The 17,851-nt window shown below is 29.5% G+C and carries 19 protein-coding genes; 17 read left to right on the top strand and 2 right to left on the bottom strand.

What is annotated here, in order from left to right:
• The first annotated feature begins 4 nt into the window (after positions 1-4).
• Positions 5-400: an ATP synthase F1 subunit epsilon gene (gene atpC / locus M2214_RS15360; RefSeq protein WP_248480699.1), complete on the top strand. Its 396-nt coding sequence runs from the start codon at positions 5-7 to the stop codon at positions 398-400.
• 12 nt (positions 401-412) lie between these two features.
• Here the strand turns inward: atpC and M2214_RS15355 are convergent, their stop codons facing one another.
• Positions 413-1,345: a hypothetical protein gene (locus M2214_RS15355; protein ID WP_248480691.1), complete on the bottom strand. Its 933-nt coding sequence runs from the start codon at positions 1,343-1,345 to the stop codon at positions 413-415.
• 167 nt (positions 1,346-1,512) lie between these two features.
• On the opposite strand from M2214_RS15355, the gene M2214_RS15350 reads away from it, so the two are divergent.
• From M2214_RS15350 to M2214_RS15285, 14 genes are all read left to right on the top strand, one after another.
• Positions 1,513-2,127: a coiled-coil domain-containing protein gene (locus M2214_RS15350; RefSeq protein ID WP_248480689.1), complete on the top strand. Its 615-nt coding sequence runs from the start codon at positions 1,513-1,515 to the stop codon at positions 2,125-2,127.
• 94 nt (positions 2,128-2,221) lie between these two features.
• Positions 2,222-2,608, top strand: a complete 387-nt coding sequence (gene acpS / locus M2214_RS15345; protein ID WP_248480687.1) for a holo-ACP synthase — start codon at positions 2,222-2,224, stop codon at positions 2,606-2,608.
• A gap of 2 nt (positions 2,609-2,610) precedes the next feature.
• Positions 2,611-3,060, top strand: a complete 450-nt coding sequence (locus M2214_RS15340; protein ID WP_248480685.1) for a CBS domain-containing protein — start codon at positions 2,611-2,613, stop codon at positions 3,058-3,060.
• A gap of 17 nt (positions 3,061-3,077) precedes the next feature.
• Positions 3,078-3,662 (top strand): germination lipoprotein GerS, encoded by a 585-nt coding sequence (gerS, locus tag M2214_RS15335; protein ID WP_248480683.1) that lies wholly within the window; start codon positions 3,078-3,080, stop codon positions 3,660-3,662.
• 19 nt (positions 3,663-3,681) lie between these two features.
• Positions 3,682-4,842, top strand: coding sequence for an alanine racemase (alr, locus tag M2214_RS15330; protein ID WP_248480681.1), 1,161 nt, complete (start codon positions 3,682-3,684; stop codon positions 4,840-4,842).
• Between the two features lie 29 nt (positions 4,843-4,871).
• Positions 4,872-5,156, top strand: coding sequence for a CopG family ribbon-helix-helix protein (locus M2214_RS15325; RefSeq protein ID WP_330651513.1), 285 nt, complete (start codon positions 4,872-4,874; stop codon positions 5,154-5,156).
• Positions 5,149-5,511, top strand: coding sequence for a type II toxin-antitoxin system PemK/MazF family toxin (locus M2214_RS15320; protein ID WP_248480679.1), 363 nt, complete (start codon positions 5,149-5,151; stop codon positions 5,509-5,511). The genes M2214_RS15325 and M2214_RS15320 overlap by 8 nt, the downstream gene beginning before the upstream one ends.
• 158 nt (positions 5,512-5,669) lie before the next feature.
• A complete protein-coding gene (locus M2214_RS15315) occupies positions 5,670-6,182 on the top strand; it encodes a hypothetical protein (protein ID WP_248480677.1) in 513 nt (170 codons plus the stop codon).
• 55 nt (positions 6,183-6,237) lie between these two features.
• A complete protein-coding gene (locus M2214_RS15310; protein ID WP_248480675.1) occupies positions 6,238-8,298 on the top strand; it encodes a DUF5693 family protein in 2,061 nt (686 codons plus the stop codon).
• The gene (gene csaB, locus M2214_RS15305) at positions 8,291-9,415 is read left to right on the top strand and encodes a polysaccharide pyruvyl transferase CsaB (protein ID WP_248480673.1); all 1,125 of its coding nucleotides are present in this window, start codon (positions 8,291-8,293) and stop codon (positions 9,413-9,415) included. Before M2214_RS15310 ends, csaB begins: the two co-directional genes overlap by 8 nt.
• A complete protein-coding gene (locus M2214_RS15300; RefSeq protein ID WP_334302865.1) occupies positions 9,393-10,145 on the top strand; it encodes a WecB/TagA/CpsF family glycosyltransferase in 753 nt (250 codons plus the stop codon). The genes csaB and M2214_RS15300 overlap by 23 nt, the downstream gene beginning before the upstream one ends.
• Before the next feature lie 18 nt (positions 10,146-10,163).
• Positions 10,164-11,030, top strand: coding sequence for a YitT family protein (locus tag M2214_RS15295; RefSeq protein WP_248480669.1), 867 nt, complete (start codon positions 10,164-10,166; stop codon positions 11,028-11,030).
• A gap of 56 nt (positions 11,031-11,086) precedes the next feature.
• Positions 11,087-11,908, top strand: coding sequence for a transketolase (locus M2214_RS15290; RefSeq protein ID WP_248480667.1), 822 nt, complete (start codon positions 11,087-11,089; stop codon positions 11,906-11,908).
• The gene (locus M2214_RS15285) at positions 11,908-12,834 is read left to right on the top strand and encodes a transketolase family protein (protein ID WP_248480666.1); all 927 of its coding nucleotides are present in this window, start codon (positions 11,908-11,910) and stop codon (positions 12,832-12,834) included. Before M2214_RS15290 ends, M2214_RS15285 begins: the two co-directional genes overlap by 1 nt.
• A 25-nt stretch (positions 12,835-12,859) precedes the next feature.
• Here M2214_RS15285 and M2214_RS15280 read toward each other — a convergent pair whose 3' ends face one another.
• Positions 12,860-13,939, bottom strand: a complete 1,080-nt coding sequence (locus M2214_RS15280) for a GerAB/ArcD/ProY family transporter (RefSeq protein ID WP_248480664.1) — start codon at positions 13,937-13,939, stop codon at positions 12,860-12,862.
• Positions 13,940-14,302: 363 nt separating this feature from the next.
• Here M2214_RS15280 and M2214_RS15275 point away from each other — a divergent pair, with 363 nt between their 5' ends.
• Both M2214_RS15275 and M2214_RS15270 read left to right on the top strand, forming a co-directional pair.
• A complete protein-coding gene (locus M2214_RS15275) occupies positions 14,303-16,270 on the top strand; it encodes a sigma-54-dependent Fis family transcriptional regulator (RefSeq protein ID WP_248480662.1) in 1,968 nt (655 codons plus the stop codon).
• A 381-nt stretch (positions 16,271-16,651) separates the two neighbouring features.
• Complete coding sequence (locus tag M2214_RS15270; RefSeq protein ID WP_248480652.1) at positions 16,652-17,746, top strand: glycerol dehydrogenase; 1,095 nt, start codon at positions 16,652-16,654, stop codon at positions 17,744-17,746.
• The last annotated feature ends 105 nt before the right edge of the window (positions 17,747-17,851 follow it).

Genomic DNA, 17,851 nt, shown 5'->3' with positions numbered 1-17,851 from the left:
AAACATGGCAGGAGAATTTTCTGTAGAAATAGTTACTCCCGATAAAAAGTTTTTTGAAGGCACTGCTGAAATGGTAGTTGTTAGAACTATAAACGGTGATGTTGGTATACTTAAGAATCATGCAAGTTACGTAGCGCCACTAGATATAGGTGTATTAAAGCTTAAAAAGGATGGTTCATTTAAAGAAGCAACTGTTGCAGGTGGTTTTATCCAAGTTGATAAGGAAAAGACTACTATATTAACAGAAGCTGCTGAATGGGCTGATCAAATAGATATACAAAGAGCTAATAAAGCTAAAGAAGAAGCCGAAGCAAAAATTAAATCTGCTCATGGAAAAGAAATAGATCTTCTTGAAATTGATCTTAAAAAAGCGATTAATAGAATAAACACTTCTAAATAAAAGGGACTAGTTTTAACTAGTCCCTTTTTGTATGAACTCATTTAAATTAGATATAACTATAGGTGCGTTTATTTGTACTAATTTTAAATTTTTACTTTCAATTGATTTTTGAAGAGATTGAATTGCATATTTAAGTTTTGTGAATTTTTCTTTTTCTTTTGAATAAGTTTCAGCTTTTGAATTTAAAAGTTCTGAGAGATTGTTTATTGTTGTTAATGCTTCTTCGTAGTTTTCCATATCGCACAATAATACGGCTTTTCTTACAGAATACTTTGCAACATTGATATCATTGTTTGTGAAGGTTTTAAAGTATTGTCTAAAAGAGGACAAATACTTAGTCATATTATTACAATATACTAACGAATCAAATATATTGTACTGCCCGATTGAATCTGTTAGTGCGTTTAAATTTGTTTCAAAATTTTTGATTTGCTCAGGGTCAGCAGAAATTGTACTCATACTAGCTTGAAGGTTATTCCACTCTTTATGAATGTCTACTAAGTCCTTGTTTACATCAAGCCAGTATTCTTCTAGTTTGAATTTTAGCGGATCTTTTTCTAGTTTGTTTATATTCTCTATATCTTCAACTAATAGAGATGGATATATGCATGTATCCATTATATGGGTGGATAGTTTAACTTTATCTTTTTCAATGTCTTCAGGCGTTTTTAGTTTGTCTTTCTCTGGTAATCTATCCTCGCTTAATGAAGCTAATTCTTTTTCTTTTTGAAAGGAGATTTCTATTAGTTTATCTCTGGTTTCGATAGCATTGTTAACACTTGGCATTAAATCTATCTTAGCCATAATAGTCAATATACTATCTTGTAGTGTTTGTAAAGTTTTTGGTTCCTTAGGAAGAGTACTTTCGGATGTTTTTTCTTCCTGTTTTGTGCACCCGCTTAAAATAAGTACGAAAAATAGTAGTATACTTATAATTTTTCTCATAAAATCACCTCATGAAATTATTTTTTCCAAACACTAAAAAATAATTCAATAGATTCATTGACTTGATATATTTTATTTAGTAAATTTTTATTGAATAAATAAAATATAAATTAATTTTGACGATATAATATTGTAAGGGTATCTAAATAAAGGAAGGTTGGAAAAATATGATATTTGGGAATAATAAACTAGATATGAATTTAATTGAGAAAATAGTAAAAAAGAATAAAGTTCCTATATTAACGCAATATGAGCCATTTAAAGAGCTTATCAAGATGGAAACAAATGAATCAATATCTAGAAAGGTTAAAGAGTTAAATGATTTAATAAAAGAGAGAAAAGCTATGGAAAAACAACTTTTAGATATGCAGGGAAAAAAGCCTAAGTTGATGGCTAAGATAATATATATATCAAATGAGCTAAATGAAAATAAAAATATAAAAGCAGAGCAAGAATTAGATAAATTAAAACAGGAGATGGAAGAGATAAATAATAGTATAGATATGATATTTGAAAAATTAGAGGACAGGCCTATTCTAATAAAAGAAAAGAATTTAGAACTTTTGAGAGAAACTGTAAAGCATTCATACGAAAAAATAAACAAAGGGGAATCAAACCTTTCAGAGGTAAACGCTAAGGTAGCTAAACTTAGAAAAGAGCTAGATGATCTTAGAGTGCAAAAGGAAGATATAGAAGAAACGGTTAATAGTACTTATCATTTTATACATGCAATACTTGGGCATAAAGATATGGAAAAATTAGATGGTAAACTTTTAAAATAAAAATTCTCAAACCACTAAATGTGATTTAGTGGTTTTTTTATTATAAAAGGATTAAAATATATAAATATTAAATATAAATTTTTAGGAGTGGATTATGAATATTTTAGGTACTGGAATAGATATAATAGAAATAGAGAGAATAAAAAAAGCTATAAATAAAAATAATAAGTTTTTAGAAAGGATTTATACAGAAAAAGAAATCGAGTATTTTAAACAAAAGGATTATAAAGCTCAAACTATAGCTGGAAATTTTGCTGCAAAAGAGGCTATAAGTAAGGCGTTTGGAACTGGCATCAGAGGTTATAATTTTAAAGATATAGAAATATTAAGAAATAGTCTTGGAAAACCGGTTGTAACATTATATAATAAGTTATACGAATTATCAGAAAAGTTAGAAATGAAAGAAATTTTATTGTCTATATCTCATTCAAAAGAATATGCAGTTGCAAATGCTATTATAACGACTAGAAAGGAGGTTTGATTATGACTGCAAAAGATATAATGACTACTGATGTTGTAGTCGTAAAACAAGATTCTACTATAAAGGAAATAGCTGAGATATTCTTAAAGAATAGGATTGGGGGAGTTCCTGTAGTAGATGAGGAAAACAAGATAGTAGGAATAATATCAGAAACCGATATTATACAAAAAGAGAAAAATGTAAATGTACCATCTTTTATAAACATACTCCAAGGTTATATATTTTTTGATAGCTTTAAAGAGGTAGAAGAGGACATTAGAAAGATAGCAGCCTATAAGGCATCTGATATAATGTCAAAGGAAGTTATGACTGTTAGAGAAGATGATAGTGTTGAATATGTTGCAAATGAGATGATAAAGAGATCTATAAATAGGGTACCTGTTGTTGATGATAATAATTATATTAAGGGGATTATATGTAGATATGATCTTATAAAAGCTATGTACAATTAAATATAAGGGGGGATTTTGTGAAAAAGTGGATCTTATCTATCCTTGTAATTATACTAATAGGTATTAGTTTTACAGGATGTAGGGAGTCCACAGATGAAGAAGTGTATTATAAATTTCAAAAGAAGATAAATAAATTAGATTCGTATTCATGTATAGCAACTATAAGCGTATGCGGTAATAAATCTATAAAAGAGTATGAAGCAAGTCACTATTTTAAAAGCCCAAACTATTACAAGCTCGAAACATTAAATCCTAGTAATATAAAAGGAAAAATAACTATTTATGATGGTGATAAGATTATAATAAAAAATCCAAAATTTAAGGATGAATTAAAATTCACCCATAGAGGTATAGAAAATAGATATCTATTTGTAGGAGATTTTTTAAAAAATATTTATGAAAATGAGAATTTAAAGATAAGTTCCGATAAATATTTCTTGATTTTAGAAACTAATATACCTGGTTCTTCTTTTTATTTTAATAAACAAAAGGTTTACGTTGACAAAAAAACATTAAAGCCTAATAAGTTAGAGATAATGGATGTTAACTTGAAGAAAAGATTTGTTGTTAATTATAAGGAATTTAAGTACAACGGGGATTAAATTGAAGGGGGAAGTAATATTGAGTTATAAAACAAGACCTACTTGGGCAGAAATAAATATAGGCAATTTAAAGCAAAACTATAGAAACATAAAAAAATTACTCAAAGAAGACACAAAGATATGCGGAGTTATTAAAGCTAATGCTTATGGACATGGATCTGTACAAATTGCAAAGACGCTTGTAGATGAAGGCGTAGATTATTTAGCTATTGCTACACTTGAGGAGGCAATAGAACTCAGGAATAATGATGTAGAATTACCCATACTATGTCTTGGTTATATACAAGAAGATTGTTTTGATTTGGCGGTAGAAAACAATATAGATATAACTATATATTCAAAGGAACTAGCCCAAAGTTTAAACAAAGTTAGTGAGCAAAAGAATAAAAAAGCTAGAGTACATATAAAATTAGATACTGGAATGTCTAGACTAGGATTTCAAATAAATGATGAATCTGTAGACTTTATTGAGAATATATGTGGATATTCTAATTTGGATGTTGTTGGTATATACAGTCATTTTGCTATGGCGGATGAAAAGGATAAGACTTTTACCAACATGCAGTTTGATAAATTCACATATATAGTAAATAAATTAGAAAATAGAGGTATAAAAATCCCAATAAAGCATATATGTAATAGTGCGGGTATAATGGATTGTCCTGAGTACCATCTTGACATGGTAAGAAGTGGAATAATACTTTATGGACATTATCCTTCTGATGATGTTATGAAGGATAGGTTAGATCTAAAGCCTGTTATGACATTAAAGACAACGGTATCTAATGTTAAAACTGTAGTACCTGATACAGGAATAAGCTATGGTCAAAAGTATAGAACAAGTGACTTTACAAAAATAGCGACTATTCCTATTGGGTATGCAGATGGTTTTACAAGAATGCTAAATGAAAATGCAAATATGAAGATAAAAGATAAGCTAGCACCTGTAATTGGAAGAATATGCATGGACCAATGTATGCTTCAAATAAACGGACTAGATGTAAGTATAGGAGATGAAGTAAAGATATTTGGAGAAGATGCAGATATTAAAATAGAGAGAATTGCTGATTCTTTAAATACTATAAATTATGAAGTCCTATGCATGATTTCTAGAAGAATACCAAGGGTGTATTTGGAAGGAAATAGAGTTTTACACATACTAGATTATCTGATAAAATAGAAGTGTAATTAACTTTGGGAGGCGGTTTTGTGTCTAGTTGTATGGGTAAGAAGAAAATCGTTGTAAGTTTGCCAAATAACTTACTTTCAGAAGTGGATAAAATAGTAAAAGTAGAAAACAAAAACAGATCAGAATTTATAAAGGAAGCTATGAACCTCTATTTGAGAGAAAAAAGAAAAGTTCGAACTAGAGAATCTATGATAAAAGGTTATAGAGAAATGGGAGTTATAAACTTAGCTTTAGCAGAAATGGGTCTTAGCATGGATATGTCTTCTTTGACGGGGTATGAAGGGAAGATAGCAGAAGGTGAATAATAATTTAGAGATTAAACGAGGTGACATATTTTACGGTGACCTAAGTCCCGTAATAGGGTCTGAACAAGGGGGAGTAAGACCCGTATTGATCATTCAAAATGATATAGGAAACAAATATAGCCCAACAGTTATAATTGCAGCCATAACATCTCAGATTAACAAAGCAAAACTACCGACTCATATTGAAATTAATGCAAATGATTACGGACTTAATAGAGACTCAGTAGTATTACTTGAGCAGGTAAGAACCATAGACAAAAAAAGATTGAGAGAAAAAATAGGAAGTTTTGATAATGATATGATGAAAAAAGTAGACGAGGGTCTTCAAATAAGTTTAGGATTGTTTGAGATTTAGTGAGCTGATAACGGCTCTTTTTTTTTGCATATAAGCGAAATATAATTTTTTTAGCAACTAAGCCTGTTACGACTCGTTGATATGGAGCGAATTTTTGTTGATTTATTTAACGAATTTTGTAATAATGGATATTAGATGAGGATTGGAGGGAAAAGTTTATGCTTAAGGATTTAATTAGGAACAAAGTTGTGATATCTATTTTATCATGTTCAATTATTGTAACATCTACATACATAGTTAAGGCCTCTGGTTATGAACCGGGATCAAGTGGGGACCCTGTTGTAACTAAATCTTATGTTGATATGAAAATTGATGAACTTGCAAAAAATGTAACTGAGGTTATTGAAAATATAAATACAAACAAGCAGAAACCAGACACAGAGGTTAAGCCAGAAGATAAATCTTCTAATGAATTAGAGATAGTACAGATTGAAGCGGGACAAAGTATAATATTAGAATCAGGAAGTGAGATAATATTAAGAGGCGGTGAAGGATCTATAATAGATTCAGAACTTGGTGGAATAGCTGATTTAACTCAGGGGATAGATTTAAGAGGAGGATATGATGTTCCGGCAAACCATCTTTTAATGGTGCCAAGATCAGATGGAAGAGGTATTGTAGCAAAGACAAACTGCATATTCATGGTAAAAGGAGGATATGAAGTAAAATAATCTAAAGGGGATTAATACCCCTTATTTTCTTGTCAAAAGTGGAGGAGGAATGAACTTGAAGGTAAATAGACTATTTAGTATATTTCTAATCATAGCTATACTATTTTCTAGTGTGCTAGTGTTTCAAAGAAATGGTATTGAAAACGAATACAAAAATGTTGAGATTGTTCTTGATTATGATCAAGTGATTAAGATGCAAGATGAAAGTGATAAGGATTTAAAGTATTTTTTAGATGAGTTTAAGGATATGAAAATAAGTACGGTTGCTTTAAATGAATCTACTATAAATACCTTAAAAAACAGAAAAGAATATAACATAAAAACTAGTATAGATGGGTATGATTTAATAGTAAGTGCAGATGAAAGTATATACGATTTTATATTAGAAGGATTTAAAAGAAAAATAGGACCTAGTAGAGTAGAAGTTATAGACTCTAATACTATAAGAGTAAAAGGTGAAAACAAAGATTACATATATGATGAAACTAAGCTTTATGATGTACATGGAGATTATGTAGGAATGAGTAAGGTTTTAGAAGGGTCTAAGCTTGAGTTTTTGGGACTTGGGTTCTTACAATCAGATATAGATATGATAAAGTCTAGTGGACTTGAGGTTCTTCCAAGACCTATATACTTATCTGAGTATGAGGATGAAAAAAGCATAAAATATTATTTTGAATTTTTAGATGAACAGGACATTCATCCAAGTTCTATAATATTTGCTGGTGGAGAAGCTTTAGGTTTTGGTTATGATACTGATTACTTAAAAAAAGAGCTTAAAAATAGAAATATGGTAATAGGTATGATTGAAACTAATGTCCAAAGAGAAAATATAGATCAAAAAGGTCTTAATAAATTAGTTGAGGATAGTGGGTATTATGCTACAAGAGTTTTTAATGTATGGGACTGGGTTCAAGAACGATATGATTATGAGATACCTCTTCATCACCATGGAGAAGAGATAATAAATTCTATGTACAGAGCTGTAACAGAGAGAAATGTAAGAATTATATACTTTAAACCTTTTATAGATAAACAAGGTAAGTATGTAACAGATATGAGCATATACAAGCAACGATTTGAAGAATTTGATAATAGAATACAAAAAGGTCATAATATGAAAATTGGCAAGGTCAATTCTATGAGAGAAGTTCATCCTAATAGATTGATACACATACCTATAGTTTTAGGTATAATAGCTGCATTTTTAATATTAATAGACAACTTAGTAAATATAAAGTATAAGTATATGAATATATTATTTGGATTATCATCAGTAGGTACTGCACTTTTATACGGCTTAGGTATTAAAGCGGATCTTTTAGATAAAATCTTTGCATTACTTGCAACTATAGCAATGCCTTCTATAAGTATGGCGTTTATATTGTATATTGTTAGAGCTGCTTTAAAAACTAAAAACAATATGAATGCATTGAATATCCTATTAAAAGGAATAATAACATTGATGATAGCATGTATGATATCTTTAATAGGTGCTTTATTTGAAGTGTCTCTTTTACTTGATAGTAAGTTTTTACTTGAGATGGATATATTCAGAGGGGTTAAGGTATCTCAGATAGCACCTATAATGGTTACTGTATTACTTTATTTATCTATATTTGGATATAAGAGAGAAGAAGAAAGAGACGGAATAAGTTTAAATGAGATAATAAAACTGTTTAAAGAAGATATAAAAATAGGACATGTTATAGTTTTATGTGCATTTTTGGCTATAGGGATTGTGTTTATAGCTAGAACTGGACATGAAACTAATATAAAGCCTTCGAGCTTAGAGTTACTGTCTAGAAATATGTTAGAGTTATTTTTAACTGCAAGACCTAGAAATAAGTCATTCTTAATGGCTCATCCTGGATTTATTTTGATGATGTATCTAGCGTTTAAAAACCAAAAGTGGTCTATATTCCCCCTATCGTTACTAGTTGTAATAGGTCAAGGAAACATAGTCAACACTTTCTCTCATATAAGAGCACCTCTTTACTTATCTTATATTAGAACTAATTATGAGATAGTATTTGGAGTTATAATAGGAGGTATAGGTATTCTTCTAATCGATTTTATATGGAGAAAGATTGAAGGGAGAAAAATAAATGCCTAAAGTTGTTATATCTGGATATTATGGTTTTAATAATATCGGAGATGAAGCTATACTTAAAGGAATAATAGATGGAATAAAAGGTTTTAATCAGGATACTGAGATAGTTGTCTTATCTCAGTATCCTGAATTCACTTCAAAAAAGCATAATGTAAGATCTATAAAGAGAATGAATCTGTTTAGTATAATAAAAGAAATTAAAGACTGTGATTTATTAGTTAGTGGAGGAGGATCACTACTTCAAGATGTAACTTCAAAGAGGTCTATTCTTTATTATCTAGCTATAATAAATATAGCAAAGATCTTAAATAAAAAGGTTATGATATATTCTCAAGGAATAGGTCCTGTTAACAAAAATTACAACCGAAATCTTTTAAAAAGGGTTTTAAACAAGGTTGACTTTATAAATGTAAGAGATGAAAATTCTAAACAAGAGCTTATAAATATGGGTATACAAAAGGATATATTAGTTACGATGGATACGGTGTTTGGGATTAAAAAGCCAGATATTGAGATTGGAAAAGATATATTAAGGGATATAAATATAGATTTTGATAAGAAGATAGTTGGTTTTTCTATAAGGCCATGGAAGAATAATAAACAAATAGTAGAAGAAATCTGTAAGGTATGCGAAAAATTGGTTCAGGAATATGATTATCAAGTGTTATTTATACCTTTCCATTTTTATGCAGATTCGAGTATAATAAAAGAGATTTATAAGAGTATAGATAAAAAATATAGAAAAAATGTATTTGTATTAGATAAATATCTTTATGTAGATGAATATATATCTTTGGTCGGTAATCTAGATTTTTTAATAGGAATGAGGCTTCACGCACTTATATTTTCGGTTTTGATGGGTGTACCTGTTGTAGGACTTTCATATGATCCGAAAATAAATAATTTTTTAAATTTTATTGAAAAAAATAATGTTATATCTATTTTAAATATAAATTTTAATGATATAATGAATGAGGTAAAATGTTTAATAGATAATATAGATTACGAACGAGAGTTAATATCTAGAAAAAAAGATGAATTCAGGGAAATAACCGATATTCACAATAAGATATTGATGGATTTGATTGAAAATAGAGGTGAATACTTTGGAAAGAATTAATATTTTAGGAGTTCCAGTACATAAAGTAGATATGAACGAAGCATTGAATGCATCTAGTAATTTTTTTGATAGAGATAAAAAAAGTGTTATAGTAACACCTAATAGTGAAATAGTTATGATGGCTAAGGATGATGAGAAATTCTTAAATATAATAAAAGAGGCGGATTTAGTTATACCAGATGGAATAGGTCTTGTAATAGCTTCTAAAATAATAAAAAATCCTTTAACTGAAAGAGTTACAGGAATTGATCTTATGGAGAACATACTGAATTACTGTAATGAAAACAATAAATCTATATTCATACTAGGTGGGAAACCTGGAGTTGCTGATAAAGCAGTTGAGAATATAGTTAAGAAATATCCTAACATAAAGAACTCAGGAGCTCACCATGGGTACTTCAAAGGTCATCATATAGGCCATGAAGGTCATGATGAGGAAAAAGAAGTTATAAGAAAGATAAATGAAATAAAACCTGACATATTATTTGTCGCGTTTGGGGCACCAAAACAGGAATTATGGATTCAAAGATATAAAGATGAAGTAGATACATCTGTGTTTATGGGTGTTGGAGGAAGCGTTGATGTATATGCAGGAGAAGTTAAAAGAGCACCTGAGGTCTATCAAAAGTTTGGACTTGAATGGTTTTATAGACTTGTAAAAGAACCATGGAGATACAAAAGAATGATGTTGCTTCCTAAATTCATTGTACAGGTGATAGTCAAAAAATAGATAAAGGGGAAGTATAATATGAAGAAAAAGCACTGGAGTACTATACTAATTGAATATACACTTATAACTATTGGATGTGCTTTAATGGCAGTAGCAATAGATTTATTTCTAGCACCACATACAATAGCACCTGGTGGAGTTACTGGTCTTGCGATAGTTATCAAAAAGATCACAGGTATATCTGTTTCAGTAACAAACCTAGTTATAAACATTCCACTTTTTATAGCTGGAGTTATAATTCTTGGAAAAGCTTTTGGAGCAAAAACTGGTTATGCTACATTAGCATTATCATTTTTTATAGAGTTAGTTTCAAAAATGTCTTATGGATACATACCTACTAATGATATGTTGTTATCGACTATATACGGAGGTCTTATTACAGGAGTTGGAATAGGTCTTGTGTTTAAATCTGGAGGAACTACAGGTGGAACAGATCTAGCAGGAGCAATACTAAATAAATATTTTCCTAATATAAGTACACCTAAACTTATGATGTGTATAGACCTTTGCATAGTAGCACTTGCAGGTTTTGTAAATAAAAATATAGAAACATCTCTATACTCTATAATTGCTCTATACATACTTGTTAAAATGGCCGATTTTATAATAGAGGGTATGGGTTATTCTAAAGCATTCTTTGTAATATCATCAAAGCCAGATGAAATAAGTGATGAAATAATGCAAATTCTAGGAAGAGGAGTCACTTCTCTAAATGGAAAAGGAATGTATACTAAGAATGATAAAAATGTATTGTTGGTAGTGGTTGATAGGAGTCAAGAGGTTAAATTAAAAAATATAGTAAAAGATGTAGATGAATTTGCATTTATAATGGTTGCAAATGTACATGAAGTTTTAGGTGAAGGTTTCAAGCCTATGAGATCATAGTGTCAGTTAAATTTTTTAAATATATTTTAGTTAAAATATAAAAAGGAGGGTAATAAATGAGAGATCATAATGAATTGAAGCAAATTGCTACTAGTGTAAGAAAGAACATAGTTCAAATGATTAATGAATCGAAATCAGGTCATCCAGGAGGTTCTTTATCTTGTGTTGAAATAGTTACAGCTTTATATTTTGACGAGATGAATATAGATTCTCAAAATCCTAAGAAGGAAGATAGAGATAGATTCGTATTATCAAAGGGACATGCAGCCCCTGTTTTATATAGTGCTCTTGCTGAAAAAGGATACTTTGAAAAGGAAGAGTTATTCAAATTAAGAAAGATAAGTTCTATGCTTCAAGGACATCCTGATATGAAAGGAACTCCTGGAGTTGAAATGTCTACAGGATCTTTAGGACAAGGATTCTCTGTTGCTTGCGGTATGGCTATGGCATCTAAGATGGATAATGCTCCTTGGAGAGTATATACTATACTTGGAGATGGAGAAATTCAAGAAGGTTTAATATGGGAAGCTGCTATGAGTGCTGCTCACTATAAATTAGATAACTTAGTTGCTTTCTTAGACTTCAATGGACTTCAAATTGATGGTAAGAATGAAGATGTAATGAATATCTATCCAGTTGTTGATAAATTCAAGGCTTTCGGATGGAATGTAATAGAAATAGATGGACATGATTTTGATCAAATATTTGCATCACTTGATTCAGCTAGAGAAACAGTAGGAAAACCAACAATGATAATAGCTAAGACTGTTAAAGGTAAAGGCGTTTCATTCATGGAAGATCAAGCTGGATGGCATGGAACAGCTCCTAGTGATGAAGATCTAGAAGTAGCTTTAAAAGAATTAGGAGGTGTTAAGTAATGAAAAAAATAGCAACAAGAGAAGCTTATGGTAATGCCCTTGTTAAACTTGGACAAATGAACGAAAATGTAGTAGTACTTGATGCAGACCTTTCAAAATCTACAAAAACAGCAGGTTTCCAAAAGGCTTTCCCTGAAAGATTTTTTAATATGGGAATAGCAGAGCAAAACTTAATAGGAGCAGCAGCTGGTATGTCAACTGCTGGAAAGATTCCTTTTGCAAGTACTTTTGCAATGTTTGCAGCTGGTAGAGCTTTTGAGGTAATAAGAAACTCTGTTTGTTATCCTAAATTAAATGTAAAGGTATGTGCAACTCATGCAGGTCTTACAGTTGGAGAAGATGGAGCATCTCACCAATCAGTAGAGGATATGGCTATAATGAGATCTATTCCTAATATGACTGTAATAGTTCCAGCTGATGGAGTAGAAGCTGAACAAATTATATTTGAAGTAGCTAAATACAACGGACCAGTTTACGTAAGACTTGGTAGATCGGCAGTACCTACTATATTCGATGAAAACTATAAATTCGAAATAGGTAAAGGCGTTGAAGTTCTAGAAGGAACAGATGCTACTGTAATCGCTTGTGGAATAATGGTAAATGAAGCTATGAAGGCTCATGAGATGTTAAAAGAAGAAGGTATATCTTTAAGAGTTATAAATATGCCTACTATAAAGCCTATAGACACTGATATAATAATAAAAGCTGCTAAAGAAACAAAAGCTATAGTAACAGCAGAAGAGCACAGTGTAATAGGTGGATTAGGATCTGCAGTTAGTGAAGTTGTAGCTGAGAATTGTCCAGTTAAGGTTAAAAAAGTTGGTGTTAAGGATACTTTTGGTGAGTCAGGAACTCCTAATGATTTATTAGAAAAGTATGGTTTAACAGCTAATGATATAGTTAAAGCAGTTAAAGAAAGTCTTTAATATGTTAAAAGCTAGCATTTTTATGCTAGCTTTTTTTACTCTTAATTTCAGCAAAAAACCATATGAAAATAGGTAGAATTACTTGAAATGGAAAAGAAAAATGATACCATGCTTTCTCCGACCATTCCCAATATTCTTTTATATTATCAACCATAAAATAAGATATATTAAGTGAAAGTAAAGCAATAGGAGTTACTATGAATCTATAGTCTTTTAAATTAAATAAATGAGTTGTAGATATGCAAGCAGCTAATAAAAGAATGCTTATTTTTATAAATGCTGCTAATATCAATATTGTACTTATTAATATTTCTATCCCTCTCATATAAGGTCCAATGTTTATTCTTGCAGCGGCAAGATATGTAGGATGATATACAGATGTAGTAGAATTTATTCCTAAAACTAAAAGACTTGTTAGCGAAAGTATAAATATTAAAAGACCTCCTAAAAATAGGCTTGTAAAATATATATTATAGGAAGACTTATTTTTCTTTAAACTAGAGAATACTATAGTAAATCCTACTGTTTGTGCAAATGGAAACAAAAAAGTTTGAAATGTTCCTTTTGCAACCGGCTTTAATCCACTGCCAAGTATAGGATAAATATTACTTAGGTCCATATTTGGAATTGAAGATACAGAGAAAAATAATATAAAACCAATAAGTATAGGCAAAAAAAGCTTTGAGAACCTACTTATTACTTCAATTCCTTCTTTTGTTGCAAAAATACATAAGAGTGTTATAAATATTGTAGGAGTTATTAATGGAGTTTCAATAAGGCCAACTGTATAAATAAATTGTCCTGTATTTCTTAAGACCTCAAATGTTTCTTCTATCATATAAAAAGCAAATAATGCTATTAATATTTTCCCAATAAATTTTCCAAAACAAATCTCAGCAATATCTAATATATTCTTGCCTGGAAACAGTTCGTATAATCTAGAATATACAAACATTAGAGGTACAGCCATAAGTATTGACATGATAATACTCAGCCACAAATCTTGTTCAGATGCTAAGCCTGACACTTGCATTGAGGAAGTTCCTACTATGAACATAGTCATAAGACATATTCCATGTGTATCAGATATAACTTCTTTGTTCACCTTGAGACCTCCCATAAATATAAGTAATTATTTTATAGTTTAACCAAAAAAATTATATTTCTTCATAATACTGTTTGATTATAGTATGGGTTTTAAAAGAATAATTAAACGATTTACATTATGACAATTATAATACTGTGTTAGAAAATTATAGTTTAACAGATAATAATATAGTAAAAGCAGTTAAAGAAAGTCTTTAATAGGTTAAAAGCTAGCATTTTTATCTTAGCTTCTTTTAGTATACAGGAACTTATACAATAAGGTTATTAGTTTGAAGTTATAATTTTACTATATGTGGTATTATTAATATTAAGCATTTATAAAAACTATTTATATTAAAATATTTTTTGTAGAGGAGTTAATATGAAAAGAAGAATTGAAGAGACTAGGTTAGCTTGGCAAAATTTTATTAAAGGAAAAGAAGATTTACTTAATATAAGAACTGATATATTAGATTCATGGAAAAGATGCAAAAAATATAAAGTAGATTATAATAAGGGTTTTGGAGAACTAATTCCTAAAGAAGAACTAGATAATGTTTTAAAGAAAAATAGACAACTAATTGAAGTTTCAAAACCCATCATGATGGATTTATATAATATAGTAAAAGATTCTAGTTATGCCATTATATTATGTGATGAAAATGGCATTATAATTGAGGCTATATGGAATAAATTGGGGGCCAAAAAAAGAGATGAATTAAACTTTATAAAAGGTTGTAAATGGACTGAAAAAAATGTTGGGACTAATGCTATTGGAACTTGTTTAAGTTTAGATAAGCCAATTCAGACTTTAGGCACTGAACATTACTGTAAGCTTCAACATGGATGGACTTGTTCAGCAGCTCCAATTCATAACAATGAAGGTAAAATAATAGGAATTATTGATTTATCAGGAGATTTTTATGATTTTCATCCTCATACATTAGGAATTGTAGTTGCAGCTGCAAATGCAATTCAAAATCAACTTTCAATAATTGAACATAGAAAATGGATTGATGTGTCATTTGATTCCATTGAAGATGGTATTTTAATATTAGGAACTAATTATAAGATCAAAAATTTTAATAAAAAATTATGTGAAATTTTAAAAATACCTAAGAAACAAATACTTAATATTGATATTAAATATTTATTAAAAGACATATTAAAGGATAATGATATTTTTAACATAAACAATACTATAAAATATAGTGAAACAACTTTATATATAGGTACAAAGAGAATAGAGTGCAGTGTTACTATTTCACCAGCAATTGAAAAGGGTTCGTATTTTGGGGTTGTTATTTCTGTTAAAAAACTTGATATAGTTAGAGATGTTGTTAATAGAGTAGTCGGTAACTCCTCTAGTTATACTTTCAGTGATATAATAACAAAAAATCCTAGATTAATTTCATTAATTGAAACTGCAAAAAAGATGGCTCAAAATGATTGTCCGGTTTTAATTCAAGGGGAAAGTGGTACGGGAAAAGAGTTATTTGCTCACTCTATTCATAGTAGCAGTCCTAGAAAAAGTGGACCGTTTGTTGCAATTAACTGTGCTGCGCTTCCAAAAGAATTAGTTGAGAGTGAACTTTTTGGATATGAAAAGGGTTCGTTTACAGGAGCATCTAAAGAAGGAAAACCTGGAAAGTTTGAACTAGCAAATAAAGGAACAATATTTTTAGATGAAATTGGTGAACTACCATTAGAGATTCAAGCAAAATTGCTTCGTATTTTAGATAATTATGTAGTAACAAGAATAGGTAGTACTTATGAAAGAAAATTAGATGTACGAATTATAGCAGCTACTAATAGAAATTTATATGATGAGGTGGACAAGAAAAATTTTAGAAGTGATTTATTTTATAGATTAAATGTTTTAAAGCTATATATTCCACCACTAAGAGAACGTCCTGAAGACATTATACATTGCTCCCAGTATTTTTTAAATAAATTGAATGAAAATAATTATAAACAAAATAAGTATTTTGATAAATCATTTTTAAGTAATATAAAAAAACATGCATGGAATGGTAATCTGAGGGAACTCCAAAATGTAATACAAAGGGCTTATTATATATCTGATAGTGAGTGTATAGACGCTTCATTATTACTGGAACATATTCAAGAAGATATAGATGATAATAAATGCTTTATATCCGATTCTAAAGATGATTTAGAAATAAAACCTTTAAAACAAATGGAAAAAGAGCTAATTACTAAAGCATTGAAGCATTGTAATGGAAATGTTATCAAAGCAAGTAAACTTATTAATATTGGGAAATCATCTATGTATAGAAAAATAAAAGAATACAATATTGTTTTATCCCAAAATGGGAAAAAAATATAAAATATCCCATTTTGGGATAAAATTTTTCCCGATTCGAGAGTTTATACTAATATTAGACTTTTAATATAGAATAAAAGGTATATCTTTGTTGAATAAAGCAATTTCATTTTGTAAAAGTATTTACTTATAATAAGATATAGAAAATATCATTGTTATTTAATTATTTGTTGAAAAACAAATATTATGATATGTTTCTTGGTAAAATTAGTTATCTCAAAAAGATTTTATTTATAATGGCATTTACTTAATTAACAATTAATATCTTATAGTTTCTATAAAGTTGGCATAGCTATTGCTTATAAATAGTTATGAAAAATATATTATATTAATTATACATCGTATTTTTCATAATAACTGTATAAAATGATAGGAGTGAAGCATATGTTAGCTAAAATTATTAATAGTCCAAGTAAATATGTTCAAGGTTATGGTGAATTATCACGTATTGAAAATTATACAAAGTATTTTGCTAAAAAACCGTTCATTATTGCAGATAGCTTTGTTACTGGATTAACAAAAGATATTGTTGATGCAAGTTATTTATCAAATGATAGAGAGTATGTTATGGAAGTATTTAATGGAGAATGCTCAAAAGTAGAAATAAATCGTTTAAAAGCTATTGTAGAAGAAAAAGGTTGTGATATGATTGTTGGTATTGGTGGAGGTAAAACTCTTGATACAGCAAAAGCAATTGCTTTTTATACTGAATACCCAGTGATGGTTGTTCCGACTATTGCATCTACTGATGCACCGTGTACAGCACTTACGGTAATTTATACAGAAGAAGGAGTATTTGATGAGTATTTATTTTTACCAACTAATCCAGCAATAGTACTTATGGATACAAAAATAATTGCAGGAGCACCAGCACGATTATTAGTTTCTGGTATGGGAGATGCTTTAGCAACATACTTTGAAGTTCGTGCTTGCAAGCATTCAAATGAACTATCATTATTAGGTGCTTATGTAACAGAAGCAGCTTTTGCTTTAGCAGAGTTATGCTATAAAACCTTACTTTCTGATGGAGTTAAAGCAAAATTAGCTGTAGAAAATAATGTATCTAATACATCTGTAGAAAAAATTATTGAAGCAAATACATATTTAAGTGGGGTTGGTGCTGAAAGTGGTGGGCTTGCTGCTGCTCATTCAATCCATAATGGTTTAACAGCACTTGAAGAATGTCATCATTTTTCTCATGGAGAAAAAGTAGCATTTGGGACATTAGTTCAATTAGTATTAGAGAATGCGCCTATGGAAGAGATTAAAGAGGTAATAGATTTTTGCAACAATGTAGGTCTTCCTGTAACACTAGAGGCTATAAATGCACATACTGCAACAGAAGAACAATTACGTAAAGTAGCAAAATTATCAGTAGCTGAGGGTGAGACAATTCACAACATGCCATTTAAAGTAACAGCTAATGATGTTTATGCAGCAATATTAGTAGCTGATAAATTAGGAAAAGAACTTTCATAAACCTAGATAAAATACCTTAAATCTAAAATAAACCTCCTAAAGTAAACGTAATTACAATCGCAGCGTAAACTATCTTTAGGAGGTAATTTTATATATTAAACTTAA

This window comes from Tepidibacter aestuarii, assembly GCF_934924865.1.
Taxonomy (GTDB): Bacteria; Bacillota; Clostridia; order Peptostreptococcales; family Peptostreptococcaceae; genus Tepidibacter_A; species Tepidibacter_A aestuarii.
Note: the sequence above shows the minus strand (reverse complement) of the source record. Positions and strands in the feature narration are given on the sequence as shown.

Coding starts and splice junctions, on each gene's coding strand:
- M2214_RS15315 (WP_248480677.1), top strand. CDS start 5,670: ATGCTTAAGGATTTAATTAGGAACAAAGTTGTGATATCTATTTTATCA.
- M2214_RS15340 (WP_248480685.1), top strand. CDS start 2,611: ATGACTGCAAAAGATATAATGACTACTGATGTTGTAGTCGTAAAACAA.
- M2214_RS15295 (WP_248480669.1), top strand. CDS start 10,164: ATGAAGAAAAAGCACTGGAGTACTATACTAATTGAATATACACTTATA.
- atpC (WP_248480699.1), top strand. CDS start 5: ATGGCAGGAGAATTTTCTGTAGAAATAGTTACTCCCGATAAAAAGTTT.
- acpS (WP_248480687.1), top strand. CDS start 2,222: ATGAATATTTTAGGTACTGGAATAGATATAATAGAAATAGAGAGAATA.
- M2214_RS15275 (WP_248480662.1), top strand. CDS start 14,303: ATGAAAAGAAGAATTGAAGAGACTAGGTTAGCTTGGCAAAATTTTATT.
- M2214_RS15270 (WP_248480652.1), top strand. CDS start 16,652: ATGTTAGCTAAAATTATTAATAGTCCAAGTAAATATGTTCAAGGTTAT.
- csaB (WP_248480673.1), top strand. CDS start 8,291: ATGCCTAAAGTTGTTATATCTGGATATTATGGTTTTAATAATATCGGA.
- M2214_RS15355 (WP_248480691.1), bottom strand. CDS start 1,345: ATGAGAAAAATTATAAGTATACTACTATTTTTCGTACTTATTTTAAGC.
- M2214_RS15350 (WP_248480689.1), top strand. CDS start 1,513: ATGATATTTGGGAATAATAAACTAGATATGAATTTAATTGAGAAAATA.
- M2214_RS15290 (WP_248480667.1), top strand. CDS start 11,087: ATGAGAGATCATAATGAATTGAAGCAAATTGCTACTAGTGTAAGAAAG.
- M2214_RS15285 (WP_248480666.1), top strand. CDS start 11,908: ATGAAAAAAATAGCAACAAGAGAAGCTTATGGTAATGCCCTTGTTAAA.